The organism is Rhodovulum sp. ES.010, from assembly GCF_900142935.1.
Lineage (GTDB): Bacteria > Pseudomonadota > Alphaproteobacteria > Rhodobacterales > Rhodobacteraceae > Rhodovulum.
In genome coordinates, this window is sequence record NZ_FSRS01000001.1 from 2,941,326 (window position 1) to 2,954,163 (window position 12,838).

The 12,838-nt window shown below is 69.1% G+C and carries 12 protein-coding genes; all 12 read left to right on the forward strand.

From position 1 onward, the window contains the following. Positions 1–6: 6 nt before the first annotated feature. On the forward strand, positions 7–1,278 hold the full coding sequence (locus BUR28_RS14465; RefSeq protein ID WP_074220760.1) for an imelysin family protein: 1,272 nt from the start codon (positions 7–9) through the stop codon (positions 1,276–1,278). A gap of 55 nt (positions 1,279–1,333) precedes the next feature. Continuing rightward, on the forward strand, positions 1,334–1,579 hold the full coding sequence (locus tag BUR28_RS14470; protein WP_074220761.1) for a (2Fe-2S)-binding protein: 246 nt from the start codon (positions 1,334–1,336) through the stop codon (positions 1,577–1,579). Continuing rightward, positions 1,576–2,061 (forward strand): bacterioferritin, encoded by a 486-nt coding sequence (gene bfr, locus BUR28_RS14475; RefSeq protein WP_074220762.1) that lies wholly within the window; start codon positions 1,576–1,578, stop codon positions 2,059–2,061. The genes BUR28_RS14470 and bfr overlap by 4 nt, the downstream gene beginning before the upstream one ends. After that, a complete protein-coding gene (locus BUR28_RS14480) occupies positions 2,021–3,562 on the forward strand; it encodes a di-heme oxidoreductase family protein (protein WP_139307583.1) in 1,542 nt (513 codons plus the stop codon). Before bfr ends, BUR28_RS14480 begins: the two co-directional genes overlap by 41 nt. After that, complete coding sequence (locus BUR28_RS14485; protein WP_139307584.1) at positions 3,562–4,569, forward strand: imelysin family protein; 1,008 nt, start codon at positions 3,562–3,564, stop codon at positions 4,567–4,569. The genes BUR28_RS14480 and BUR28_RS14485 overlap by 1 nt, the downstream gene beginning before the upstream one ends. A gap of 3 nt (positions 4,570–4,572) precedes the next feature. Then, positions 4,573–5,667 carry a DUF1513 domain-containing protein gene (locus BUR28_RS14490; RefSeq protein WP_074220763.1) on the forward strand — a complete coding sequence of 365 codons (1,095 nt, stop codon included), beginning with the start codon at positions 4,573–4,575 and terminating at the stop codon, positions 5,665–5,667. A 134-nt stretch (positions 5,668–5,801) separates the two neighbouring features. Next, positions 5,802–6,767, forward strand: coding sequence for a UDP-glucuronic acid decarboxylase family protein (locus BUR28_RS14495; protein ID WP_074220764.1), 966 nt, complete (start codon positions 5,802–5,804; stop codon positions 6,765–6,767). Between the two features lie 228 nt (positions 6,768–6,995). Continuing rightward, positions 6,996–8,840, forward strand: coding sequence for a glycosyltransferase family 2 protein (locus BUR28_RS14500; RefSeq protein WP_074220765.1), 1,845 nt, complete (start codon positions 6,996–6,998; stop codon positions 8,838–8,840). A gap of 10 nt (positions 8,841–8,850) precedes the next feature. Beyond that, entirely contained in the window at positions 8,851–9,741 is an 891-nt protein-coding gene (locus BUR28_RS14505) for a glycoside hydrolase family 26 protein (protein WP_074220766.1), read from the forward strand. Between the two features lie 245 nt (positions 9,742–9,986). After that, positions 9,987–10,286, forward strand: coding sequence for a hypothetical protein (locus BUR28_RS14510; RefSeq protein ID WP_074220767.1), 300 nt, complete (start codon positions 9,987–9,989; stop codon positions 10,284–10,286). 242 nt (positions 10,287–10,528) lie between these two features. Further along, a complete protein-coding gene (locus tag BUR28_RS14515) occupies positions 10,529–11,659 on the forward strand; it encodes a capsular polysaccharide export protein, LipB/KpsS family (RefSeq protein ID WP_074220768.1) in 1,131 nt (376 codons plus the stop codon). Positions 11,660–11,735: 76 nt separating this feature from the next. Further along, positions 11,736–12,758 (forward strand): aspartate-semialdehyde dehydrogenase, encoded by a 1,023-nt coding sequence (locus BUR28_RS14520; protein ID WP_074220769.1) that lies wholly within the window; start codon positions 11,736–11,738, stop codon positions 12,756–12,758. Positions 12,759–12,838: the final 80 nt, after the last annotated feature.

Below are 12,838 nucleotides of genomic sequence, written 5' to 3' on the forward strand. Positions count from 1 at the left end.
GAACACATGAGAGGGAAACTGACCGCGGCGAGCGTGCTCGCCCTGGGCCTGGGCAGCGCCGCGCTGGCGCAGGATGCGCCTGAAAAGTCCGCGATTCTGGACACCTATGCGGACATTGCCGAGGCTGGCTATTCCGACAGTCTGGCGCTGGCCCGCGAGTTGCGATCCGCCGTCGAGGCGTTGATCGCGGAGCCGACGGCCGAGGCGCTTCAGGCCGCGCGCGCGGCCTGGCTCGCGGCGCGCGTGCCCTACCAGCAGACCGAGGTCTACCGCTTCGGCAACGCCATCGTCGACGACTGGGAGGGCAGGGTGAACGCCTGGCCGCTGGACGAGGGGCTGATCGACTATGTCGAAACCGGCTATGGCGGGCCGTCGGACGAGAACCGGTTGGCGGCGCTGAACGTCGTCGCGAGCCCGAGCTTCACGTTGTCGGGCCAGACGGTCGATGCGTCCGAGATCACGCCGACGCTCTTGGAAGAGACCCTGCATGAGGCCGACGGGATCGAGGCGAATGTCGCGACCGGCTATCACGCGATCGAGTTCCTGCTCTGGGGGCAGGACACGAACGGCACCGATCCGGGCGCGGGCGACCGGCCGTGGACCGACTACGCGCAGGGGGAGGCCTGCACGAACGGCAATTGCGACCGCCGCGCCGCGTATCTGCAGGCGGCGACCGACCTGCTGGTCAGCGACCTCGAATGGATGGCCGCGCAATGGGCCGACGGCGCCGCCGCGCGCCAGGCGCTGATGGAAAACGTGGATGCCGGGCTTGCGTCGATCCTGACCGGGATGGGCTCGCTGTCCTACGGCGAGCAGGCGGGCGAACGGATGCGGCTGGGCCTGATGTTGAACGACCCCGAGGAAGAGCATGACTGCTTCTCGGACAACACCCACAACAGCCACTATTACGACGGTCTCGGCATCCGGAACGTCTATGTCGGCGAGTATGTCCGCGTCGACGGCACGACCGTCTCCGGCCCGTCGCTGTCCGAGCTCGTCGCCGCGACCGATGCCGCGCTCGATGCCGAACTGCGCGACAAGCTCGCCCACACGATGATCGAACTCGGCCAGATCAAGACCGCGGCCGAGGCGGGGTTCTCCTATGACCGGATGCTCGAACGCGGCAACGCCGCCGGCGAGGCGCTGATCATGGGGGGCGTCGACGCGCTGACCGACCAGACCCGCAGCATCGAGCGGGTGGTCGCCACGCTCGGGCTCGACGCGATCGAGTTCGAGGGCTCCGACAGCCTCGACAACCCCTCCGCCGTCTTCCAGTAGCCCCCCAGCCGGGGCCCGCCACGGGGGCCCCGGCCCAGACCCGAGAGACGCCGTCATGATCGTCTGCAGCTGCCGCAACATCACCGACCAGGAAATCCACGCCGCCATCGACTGGATGCGCGCCTCGGACCCGGCAACGCTCATCACGCCGGGCAAAGTCTTTCGGGCGCTTGGGAAATCCGCAGATTGCGGGTGCTGCATGCCGAACTTTCTCGATAGGATGAGGGCGAATCCAAACCTGGAGGTTCCCTCGGACCTCCAGAACCTCCGCCCAGCCATCAGCAAGGAGAAACCGGCATGAAAGGCGATCCCAAGGTCATCGAGTATCTCAACCGCGCGTTGCGCAGCGAGTTGACGGCGATCAACCAGTACTGGCTGCACTACCGGATGCAGGACGATTGGGGCCTTGGCCACATGGCCAAGAAGAGCCGCGAGGAGAGCGTCGAGGAGATGCACCACGCCGACAAGCTGGTCGAGCGCATCCTGTTCCTCGAAGGTCTTCCGAACCTGCAGAAGCTCGACTCGCTGCGTATCGGCCAGACGCCGAAGGAAACGCTGGAATGCGACCTCGCCGCCGAGCACGAGGCGCGGGCGCTGTACAAGGAAGCGCGGGAATACTGCGTCGAGGCGGGCGACTACGTCACCAAGGAACTGTTCGATGAACTGCTTGCCGACGAGGAAGGGCATATCGACTTCCTTGAAACCCAGCTCGACCTGTTCGAGCGGATCGGACCGGAGAATTATGCGCAACTCAACGCCACTCGGATGGACGAAGCCGACTAGCGCCCTGGCCGCGGTCCTGACGGCCGCGGCCCCCGCCCTGTCCGGGGTGCTGGACGAGCCGCACCTGGACATCATCCCCCGCACCGCAGAGGAAACCGACCGCATCGCCGGGGCGACGGCGCTGCCCACGGATTTCTCTGCGCCGCAGACCTTCGAGGAGATGTCGGCCGGGGCGGCCACGGTTCGGGCGCGGGCCAACCCGGATGCCTTTTCCCAGCCCTCGGCCAATATCGGCTTCGAGGGAGAACTGACGTTCAAGGTCGGCAACGGGCTCTTTCGCAAGATCTGGGTCTCGGCGCCGGCCTCCACCCGCGCCTCGGACGGGTTGGGGCCGCTTTACAACGCGCGATCCTGCCAGCGCTGCCACCTCAAGGACGGGCGGGGCCATCCTCCCGAGGGGCCCGAGGACAGCGCCGTCTCGATGTTCCTGCGGGTCTCGATTCCGGGCGGGCCGGACGACACCATCGACGAGATCGAGGACTATATCGCGACCCTGCCCGAGCCGACCTACGGCACCCAGATCCAGGACCGCGCCCTGCCGGGCCACGCCGCCGAAGGGCGGATGGAGATCGCCTACGAGGAGATCGAGGTGCCGCTTGCGGGCGGCGAGGTCGCGCATCTGCGCAAGCCCACCTACCGGCTGGCCGATCCCGGCTACGGGCCGCTGCACGCGGACGCGATGCTGAGCCCGCGGGTCGCGCCGCAGATGATCGGGCTGGGGCTGCTGGAAGCGATCCCGGCGGCCGACATCCTGGCCTGGGCGGACCCGGAAGACGCGGATGGCGACGGGATTTCCGGGCGGCCGAACATCGTCTGGTCGGTGGAATACGACATGGCGATGCTGGGCCGCTTCGGGCTCAAGGCCGGTGCACCGACGATCCGCCATCAGTCGGCCGCCGCCTTCGCCGGGGATATCGGCATTTCCAACCCGCTCTTTCCGGACGCCTTCGGCGCGTGCACCTCGGGCCAGGCGGCCTGCATCACCGCGCCCCATGGCGACGGAGACGAGCGCGTGTTCGAGATCGACGCCGAGGGCCTCGACCTCGTGACCTTCTACAGCCAGAACCTCGCCGTGCCGGCGCGCCGCGACGTCGACGACCCCGAGGTGTTGCGCGGGAAAAGGGTCTTTCACGAGACCGGCTGCGCGTCGTGCCACCGGCCCTCTTACGTGACCCACCGTCTGAACGACCGGCCGGCGCAGAGCTTTCAACTGATCTGGCCCTATACCGACATGCTGCTGCACGACATGGGGGATGGCCTGGCCGACACCCGGCCCGAGGCGCGGGCGACGGGTCGGGAATGGCGCACGCCCCCGCTTTGGGGGATCGGTCTGACGGATCAGGTCAGCGGCCACAGCCATTTCCTGCATGACGGCCGGGCGCGGTCGCTGCTCGAAGCGATCCTCTGGCATGGGGGCGAGGCCGAGGCGCAGCGCGCTGCCGTCGCCGCGATGGACCCCGAGGACCGCGCCGCCCTGATCCGCTTCCTGGAGAGCCTGTGATGTTGCGCGGACTGATGCTGGTCCTGGCGCTCATGTGGTTCAAGGCCGCCTCGGCCGAGGTGCCGCTGGACAAGATCGTCGGGGACCACGTCATCGCGGGGTTCGCGCGCCTTGCCGAGGAGGGCGCCGCGCTTGACGCCGTCGCGGCCGAGCGGTGCGCGCCGGGGGATGCGGCGCTGCGCAATGCCTGGGCCGGGGCGTTCGATGCGTGGCTGCGTGTCTCCCACCTGCGCTTCGGGCCCACCGAAACCGACGATCGGGCCTTTGCCCTGGCGTTCTGGCCCGATAGCCGGGGTGCCACCCCTAGGGCCCTGTCGGGCCTGATCGCCGAGCGCGACCCGGTCATCGAGGAGCCCGACGCGTTCGCGACCGTGTCGATCGCCGCGCGGGGCTTCTACGCCATGGAATTCCTGCTCCATGATCCGGCCTTCGCCGGGGACGAGGCGGCCGCGTACCGCTGTGCGCTGGTCCGGGCCATCGCCCGCGACATCGCGGCGGTGTCCCGGGCGATCCTCGCCGACTGGCGCACGGACTATGCCGCGTCGATCCGCACCGCCGGCCGCAACGAGACCTACCGCAGCCGCGAGGAGGCCGCGCAGGAGTTCTTCAAGGCGCTGTCCGGGGGGCTGCAATTCACCTCCGACACCCGGCTCGGCCGCCCGCTCGGCACGTTCGAGCGCCCGCGCCCGACCCGTGCCGAGGCGCGCCGGTCGGGGCGGTCGCTGCACCATGTCGCGCTGTCGCTGGCGGGAACGCGCGAGCTTGCGCTGCTGTTGGCCGCGGACCACCCCGGGATCGCCGCCCGGATCGGCGACGCCTACGACCGCGCCTTCGCGCTGGCGGACGAGCTGAACGATCCTGTCTTCGCGGGCGTCGAGACGCCCGCAGGGCGGCTGCGGGTGGAGATCCTGCAACAGGCGATCGACCGGATCCGCGAGATCGTCGCGCGGGAGCTTGGCCCCACGCTGGGCGTCGCGGCCGGATTCAATGCCCTGGACGGAGACTGACGGATGACCACGCGCCGCGGATTCCTGGCCGGCCTGGTGGCCACGGGCCTCGCTCCCAGACCGACCTGGGCGGAGGCGGGCGACCCCGCCTATCTCGGCGCCGCGCGCCGCCCCGATGGCAGCTACGCGCTGTTCGGGCTGTCGGCGGCGGGCGAGGCGCTGTTCGACGTGCCGCTGCCGGATCGCGGACACGCGGCCGCGGCCCACCCCCACCGGCCCGAGGCCGTCGCCTTCGCGCGCCGGCCGGGGACCTTCGCGGTTGTGGTCGATTGCGTGACCGGCGCGGTGCGCGCCCGGCTGGAGGCGGCGCCGGGCCGGCATTTCTATGGCCATGGCGCGTTTTCGGCCGATGGCGCGCTGCTGTTCACGCCCGAGAACGACTACGAGGCGGCGCGCGGCGTCATCGGTGTCCGGGACACGCGCGCCGGCTATGTCCGGGTAGGCGAGTTCGAGTCGGGCGGTGTCGGCCCCCACGAGATCCGGCTGATGCCCGACGGCGAAACGCTGGTCGTCGCAAATGGCGGGATCGAGACCCACCCCGACTCGGGGCGGGCGAAGCTGAACATTCCCCTGATGCGTCCGAACCTCGCCTATATGGGGCTCGACGGTCGGCCGCGCGAGACGGTCGAACTGCCGCCCGAGCTGCACCGCAATTCCATACGGCATCTCGCGGTCGGAGCGGACGGGCTGGTGGGCTTCGCGATGCAGTGGCAGGGCGACCTGGCCGAGGCGCCACCGCTTGTCGGCCTCCACCGCCGGGACGAGGCGGTGCGACTGCTGGTGGCCGAAGGCGCGGAGCAGCGCGCGATGGAGGGCTATGCCGGCAGCATCGCGCTGTCCCCCGCCACGGGGCAGGTCGCGATCTCTTCGCCGCGGGGCGGCCGGGCGCAGTTCTTCGACACGGCAAGCGGCCGGCATGTCGGCACGTTCCTTGGCCCGGACATCTGCGGTCTGGCCGAGGCGGCGGACGGTGTGCTGACGAGTGCGGGAAGCGGGCGCGTCTCGCTCGCCGGCCCCGAGGGCGGACGCTGGAATCGCGACCATCGCTGCCAGTGGGACAACCACCTCGTGGCGCTGCCCCGTACCATGCGAGTCTAGGACAATCCGCCTCGCAACTTGGGATTGATGCGAAAATGCACGACGCGGGCACGTTTAGCGTTCCGTGTCGTGGCTTCGCCTAGTCTTGCGTTGCGCATGGTGACATAGTCGCGCCGCAAGTCGGGGAGCGATGGATGCCGGAAAAGACTGTATTGGTAACGGGTGGGGCCGGGTTCATCGGCTCGCATCTCTGCGATCGGCTGAGTGCGGACGGGGTGCGGGTCATCTGCGTCGACAATCTTGCAACCGGCAACCTGGAGAGGATTGCCCATCTGGTGGGCCGCGAGTCCTTCCGCTTCGTGCGGCACGATGTCGAAATGCCCTTCGACCCGGGCGAGCCGGTGTCGGAGATCTACAATCTCGCCTGTCCGGCCTCGCCCGCCCAGTACGGCCGCGACCCGATCCGCACCTTCAGGACCAACGTTCTCGGCGCGATGAACGTGCTGGAGCTGGCCGCCGCGCAGGGCGCGCGCATCCTTCAGGCGTCGACCTCCGAAATCTATGGCGACCCCGATCGGAGCCCGCAGCCCGAAACCTATTTCGGCAACGTCAACACCATGGGCCCCCGGGCCTGCTATGACGAGGGCAAACGGGGCGCCGAGACGCTGTTCTACCACTATCGCCACGAGCGCGGCGTCGACACGCGGATCGCGCGCATCTTCAATACCTACGGTCCGCGAATGGCGCGCGACGATGGCCGCGTGGTCTCGAACCTCATCGTCCAGGCCCTCACCGGCGCGCGGCTGACCATCTACGGCAGCGGCGAGCAGACCCGGTCGTTCTGCTATATCGACGATCTGGTCGAGGGGCTGGTGCGCCTAATGGCGGCGCCGGCGAGTTGCCAAGGGCCCGTGAACCTCGGCAATCCGGCCGAGTTCACGGTGCTGGACCTGGCCGAGATGGTGCTTGCCAAGACCGGATCGGCCTCCGGGCTGGTGTTCCGCCCGCTGCCCGAGGACGACCCGCAGCAGCGGCGCCCGGATATCTCGCGTGCCCGGCACATTCTCGACTGGACGCCGACGGTTGGCCTGGGTGAGGGGCTCGATCGGTCGATCGCGTATTTCGCCGAGCTCGTGCACCAGGGCAAGACCGGGGAATGAGGCTGCAAACGACCAAGCCACCGCACGGGTGCCTGTCGCGCAGGCCGCCACCTTCCCCCGGGCAAGGTCGTCGGGCTGCGCACGGCCGGGGCGGTCTGGCGGGCCGGCCCCCGGAAGCGCGGTGGCCGGAAGCCGGCCGCGGGGGCGCGCGCGCCTCCGGCACGGGGCCCATCGGGATCGGTCCCGCGGCCCGGCCGGCGGCGCGGGTCCCGGGCAGGATGCTCGCCGATGCGCATGCGCGGTGAGACCGCCGCCATGGGCCTTGCCGGGCCTCGGTGCGTGCCGGTCTACAGCCCGGCGATGACGTGGCGCTACCGCGCCTCGGTCCTGCTCTGGGCGGCGACCGTGCTTTACTTCTGGTCCTGGTGGTTCCAGCCGGAGCACAACATCGGTTGGGTCCGCTACGGGATCATCACGCTGGCGGTGGGCTGGATCATGTTCCTCCAGCTCTACTTCCTGAACGCGATGCTGCGCGCGGTGCGGCCTGTGGGCGATCTCTCCGGGCTCGGCAGCCCGCGCGTCGCGGTGGTGGTGACGAAAAGCCCCGCCGAGCCCTTCGAGGTGGTGCGCCGCACGCTGGAGGGGATGCTGGCGCAGGATTTCCCGCACGACACCTGGCTTGCCGACGAGGACCCCGCGCCCGACACGCTGGCCTGGTGCGCGGCCAACGGCGTGAAGGTCTCGACCCGTAAGGGCCGGGCCGACTATCACCGGGCGGAATGGCCGCGGCGCACCCGCTGCAAGGAGGGCAACCTCGCCTTCTTCTATGACCAGTTCGGCTACGACCGGTACGACTTCGTCTCGCAGCTCGATGCCGACCACGTGCCGCAGCCCGGCTACCTGCGCGAGGTCCTGCGACCGTTCCTAGACCCGCGCGTCGGCTATGTCAGCGCGCCGTCGATCTGCGCGCGCAACGAACGCGAAAGCTGGGCGGCGCGGATGCGGCTGCACCACGAGGGCATGTTCCACGGCATCCTGCAGGCGGGCTATTCCAACGGCTGGGCGCCGATGTGCATCGGCTCGCATTACGCGGTGCGGACGCGGGCCTTGCGCGAGATCGGCGGGCTGGGCCCGGAACTGGCCGAGGACCACTCCACCTCGATGATGATGAACGCCCATGGCTGGCGCGGCGTGCATGCCTTCGACGCGATCGCCATCGGCGACGGGCCGGTGACCTTCTCCGACATGCTGACCCAGGAATTCCAGTGGTCGCGCAGCCTGGTGACGCTGCTGCTGCGCCATACGCCGCGCTATTTCCGAGGTCTCGGGCCGGTCCTCAAGTTCCAGTTCCTGTTCTCGCAGCTCTGGTATCCGATGTTCGCGCTGTTCATGCTGGCGACCACGCTGGTTCCCGTGAGCGCCGTTCTGTTCGACATGCGCTATGCGGATGTCACATATCCCGCCTTCATCGCCCACAGCCTGCCGGTGGTGCTGGCCTTCGTGCTGATCGCCTATCAGCTCAAGGCCGACGGGCTGTTCCGGCCCACCGACGCCAAGGTCATCGGCTGGGAAAAGGCGCTCTTTCAATGCGCGCAATGGCCCTGGGTGCTCTGGGGCTGCCTGATGGCGGTGCGCGACAGCGTGACCGGGCGCTTCGTCGATTTCCGGATCACGCCGAAGGGCGCGTCGGCCACGGCCAAGCTGCCCTTGCGGGTGGTGGCGCCCTACGCGGTGATCGCGGCGGTCTGCATCCTGCCCGTGTTGATCGTCGACGACTGCGAGAACGCCGCCGGCTTCTACCTGCTGTGTCTTTTCAACGCAGTGCTCTACCTGGCCGTTCTCGCCGTCGCGATCATGCATCATATCTGGGAGAACGGCGTGGACCTGCTGTCGAATCTGCGCGTCTACGGGCCGCAGGTGGCGGCGACGGTCGGGATCGCGGGGCTGATGGTTGCGGCGGGCTGGCTGCGGGGCATGCAGAGCGTGCACTACCTCTCGGCCGGGCTCGGTCCCTATCAGTTCACCAAGGTCGAATTCCTGGTCTCCGGCGCGGGCCAGGGCGGCGGCAAGGCCATGCATTACTCGCTCGACCTTCCCTTCACGCGCCGTGACTGGGAACCGCCCGTGAAATAAGGACTGGACCATGGCACACATGCCGAAGATCGCAGCCGTTCTCGCCGCCACCCTTGCCCTGCCGGCCGCCGCCCTGGCCGAGTCCGCGCCGCCGGGCGACTTGCCCTTCGGGGTCTACGATCCCGACGGGGCCTTCGCCGACGATCCCGAGGTCACCATCGAACACCTGTTCCTGCCGTGGGAGGACGTGTTCCTGCCGAGCCTCGTCGAGGCCGACGCCTATGCGCTGGAGCGCGGCCGGTCGATCCTTGCCACGATCGAGCCCTGGACCTGGAACCGCAGCGAACGCAACACCGCCGAAGCCTTGCAGGAAGGAATCGCCTCGGGCGCCTACGACCGGTACATGGCCTCGATCTGCGCGGTGCTGAACCTCTTCGAGAGCCCGGTCACGGTGCGTTGGGCCCAGGAGATGGAGGATGAAAGCGGCCAGTTCATCTGGGCCGACTGGGAGCCCGAGACCTGGACCGCGGCCTATCGGCGCATGGTCGATGTCTGCCGCGCGCAGGCGCCGGACGTGAATTTCATGTGGTCGCCGCTCGGCCATGAGGAACTGGAGGACTATTATCCCGGTGACGACTATGTCGATATCGTCGGGCTGTCGGTCTTCGGCCTGGAGCCGTGGGAAGAAGAGATCGTCGGGCGCGCCCAATCCTACACCGACATTCTCGCCCCCCGATACGCGCGGGTGGAGCCCTTCGGCAAACCCGTCGTGGTGGCGGAACTCGGCTACTCGGGAAGCCAGGACTACGTCGACGCGTGGAACGGCGATGTGCGCGTGGTCTACCCCGAATTTCCGAACCTCGTCGCCGTGGTCTACTTCAACCAGAAGGAAGTCCATCCCTGGCCCGACGGCTACGGCCTGCCGAACTGGAAGTTCGACGCACGGGTGCTCGACGACTAGGCAGATGTGAGTCCCCCGGCGGCAAGCACCCGCCGAGGGCCGGGCGGCTCTCGGCGATCCTCCGCGCCACGACGCGCGCCCGGTCGGGCGGCCTCGTTTTTGCCCCACGCTTGCCTCAGAATGACCAAGGCTCTTTCGGACGGTGACCGCATCCCAGCCTTCGGACCGGCGCGCGCATCGTGCCCGTCGGTGGGCTGACGGCTCAGAAGGGCGACACGAGTTCCGACAACGCAGGGACAGGTCTCATGCCCCTTGAGAGAAAACGACCGGCCAAGGCCGGTGTGGCGGCTCTTGCCGCCGTCGCGACGGCGGGTTTCATCGGTACGGTGGCGCCGGCCGTGGCCGAGCGCCCGGCAGTCCAGCGTCCGGCCGTCGTCGGGGCCTCCGTGCGGCTGTGGCTCGCGCCCGAGGCCAGGCGGCTTTCGGCGCAAAGCCGCCAGGCGCGCAAGGTCCAGGCGGCGCGGCTCGACAGCCGCCATGGCCGCGGCAGCTACATCTGTTCGCCTTCCGGCTTCGGCGAGCGCCCGCGCTGTTTCGCGCGCTGAGCCCGCGCCCGTCGCGGCCCGGGTCGCCATGGAGCGCCACAGGGCGTTTCGGGGGGCGCATGGCCCCGGCCACCGATGTCGAGGCCTCTTTCCGGACCGCCCGGTAATGCGCTATGCCGAGCCACGCAAAGCGCGCGGGATGCCGCCGCGGCCCGACGGAGAGCCGGCATGCAGTTCGATACGACCGATGCGCCCCTGCGCGCCCCGGCCGCGGCACCGACACGCGGGGGGACGCGGCCGACATGATTGCCTGGCTCGCCGGCTGGAACCGGAAAAAGGACGCGATCTTCCGCGCGGTCGCCCGGGGCGCGGACGGTGGCGTGCGGCTGGCCGTGATCGGGCTGTCCTTCCGCGGCTTCCCCGAGAGCCGGAGGCGGGCCGCCGAGGCGCTTGCCGTGGCCAAGCGCCAGCCGAAAGGCAAGAGCGGCCGGGTGCTGAAACGCGCGCTGATCGAGGCGCAATACAACTGGTCGCGGCGCTACTTCACCCGTCATCCCGACCGGGTCGCGGTCTGCTGGAACGGCCTGACCGGGTCGCGCCGCGCCTTCATGGAGGGCGCGCGGGATGCGGGCGCCGGGCGGCTCTATGCCGAGCTCGCGCCGTTTCCGGGCCGGGTGACGCTGGACCCGGCGGGCGTGAATGCGCAGAACGGCCTGCCGCGCGATCCGCGCTTCTACCTGGACTGGGCCGAGACCGAGACGCCCCCCCCCGGCGAGACCTGGCGCGCGCTGGGCGAAGGTCTGACCGCGCGCGCCTCGCGCCGGGCCGATGTGGGGCAGGCCGGGGACGAGGCCCTCGCCGGGGCGGGTGATTTCCTGTTCGTGCCCCTGCAGGTGCCGAACGACAGCCAGATCACCCTGTTCTCGGGTTGGGCGGGCAGCTTAGAGGGGATGATCGCGGCGCTTGGCCGGGCGGCCCGCCGCCTGCCCGCGGGCTGGCATGTCCGGCTCAAGGAACACCCCTCTGCGCGGCAGTCTCTGGCCGATCCGCTGGAGCGGGCGGTCGCGGAAAGCGGCGGGCGGCTGGTCGTCGACAACGCGACCGACAGCTTCGCGCAACTGCGCGCGGCGCGGGGGGTCATCACCGTCAATTCCTCGATGGGGCTTCAGGCGTTCTTCCACGACAAGCCGGTGATCGTCCTGGGCGAGGCGTTCTTCGCGATCCCCGGCCTGGTGACCTGCGCGCAGTCCGAAACCCTGTTGGCCGAAGCGCTGTCGGCGCCCGGCAGGCTGACCTTTGACCCCGCGCTGCGCGCCGCCTTCATGAGCTATCTCGACCGCGTCTACTACCCCAGGGTGGAGGAACGCCCCGACGGAAGCGTGGTGATCGACCCCGAGGCGCTCGCCCGGAAGCTGGCCGCCGCGCGCCCCTGAGGACCCTTTCGCAGCCCCGGCCTTTGCTGTAAGGCTCCGCCCGACAGTAAATCCGCCTGACGCAGGAGCCATCCGTATGGGCTACAAGGTCGCCGTCGTCGGCGCCACGGGCAACGTGGGCCGCGAAATGCTGAACATCCTGGCCGAGCGCCAGTTCCCGGTCGACGAGATCGTGGCACTTGCCTCGCGCCGCTCGCTGGGCACCGAGTGCAGCTTCGGCGACGAGACGCTCAAGACCCAGGACCTGGCGCAGTTCGACTTCACCGGCTGGGACATCGCGCTGTTCGCCATCGGCTCGGACGCGACGAAGGAGTATGCGCCCAAGGCCGCCAAGGCGGGCTGCGTGGTCATCGACAACAGCTCGCTCTACCGCTACGACCCGGACGTGCCGCTGATCGTGCCGGAGGTGAACGCCGAGGCGGTCGAGGGCTATGCCAAGAAGAACATCATCGCCAATCCCAACTGCTCGACCGCGCAGATGGTGGTGGCGCTGAAACCGCTCCACGACCGGGCGAAGATCAAGCGCGTGGTGGTGTCCACCTACCAGTCGGTCTCGGGCTCGGGCAAGGACGCGATGGACGAACTCTGGAACCAGACCAAGGCGATCTACAACCCCGTGGACGAGGTCGAACCCTCGGTCTATCCCAAGCAGATCGCCTTCAACGTGATCCCGCATATCGACGTTTTCCTGGAAGACGGGACCACCAAGGAAGAGTGGAAGATGGTCGCCGAGACCAAGAAGATCGTGGATACTTCGATTAAGGTCACCGCGACCTGCGTGCGGGTGCCGGTGTTCGTGGGCCACGCCGAGGCGATCAATATCGAGTTCGAGGAGTTCCTCGACGAGGACGAGGCGCGCGACATCCTGCGCGAGGCGCCGGGCATCATGGTCGTCGACAAGCGCGAGGATGGCGGCTACGTGACGCCGGTGGAATGCGTGGGCGATTTCGCGACCTTCATCAGCCGCATCCGGCAGGATTCGACCATCGATAACGGTCTGAACCTGTGGTGCGTGTCCGACAACCTGCGCAAGGGGGCGGCGCTCAACGCCGTGCAGATCGCCGAGGTCCTGGGCAGCCGCGTTCTGAAGAAGGGCTGAGACCGGGGGCGGGCGCCGCCCGGCCAGCGCTTCGGCGGGGCGAACGGCCGGAGCGCTGTCTTGGGTGCAGTTGGCCCTTG

Bases quoted from the DNA above. Each gene is read 5' to 3' on its own strand.
- BUR28_RS14495 (WP_074220764.1), top strand. From the start codon at position 5,802: ATGCCGGAAAAGACTGTATTGGTAACGGGTGGGGCCGGGTTCATCGGC.
- BUR28_RS14520 (WP_074220769.1), top strand. From the start codon at position 11,736: ATGGGCTACAAGGTCGCCGTCGTCGGCGCCACGGGCAACGTGGGCCGC.
- BUR28_RS14490 (WP_074220763.1), top strand. From the start codon at position 4,573: ATGACCACGCGCCGCGGATTCCTGGCCGGCCTGGTGGCCACGGGCCTC.
- BUR28_RS14510 (WP_074220767.1), top strand. From the start codon at position 9,987: ATGCCCCTTGAGAGAAAACGACCGGCCAAGGCCGGTGTGGCGGCTCTT.
- BUR28_RS14480 (WP_139307583.1), top strand. From the start codon at position 2,021: ATGCGCAACTCAACGCCACTCGGATGGACGAAGCCGACTAGCGCCCTG.
- BUR28_RS14500 (WP_074220765.1), top strand. From the start codon at position 6,996: ATGCGCATGCGCGGTGAGACCGCCGCCATGGGCCTTGCCGGGCCTCGG.
- BUR28_RS14515 (WP_074220768.1), top strand. From the start codon at position 10,529: ATGATTGCCTGGCTCGCCGGCTGGAACCGGAAAAAGGACGCGATCTTC.
- BUR28_RS14465 (WP_074220760.1), top strand. From the start codon at position 7: ATGAGAGGGAAACTGACCGCGGCGAGCGTGCTCGCCCTGGGCCTGGGC.
- bfr (WP_074220762.1), top strand. From the start codon at position 1,576: ATGAAAGGCGATCCCAAGGTCATCGAGTATCTCAACCGCGCGTTGCGC.
- BUR28_RS14470 (WP_074220761.1), top strand. From the start codon at position 1,334: ATGATCGTCTGCAGCTGCCGCAACATCACCGACCAGGAAATCCACGCC.
- BUR28_RS14485 (WP_139307584.1), top strand. From the start codon at position 3,562: ATGTTGCGCGGACTGATGCTGGTCCTGGCGCTCATGTGGTTCAAGGCC.
- BUR28_RS14505 (WP_074220766.1), top strand. From the start codon at position 8,851: ATGGCACACATGCCGAAGATCGCAGCCGTTCTCGCCGCCACCCTTGCC.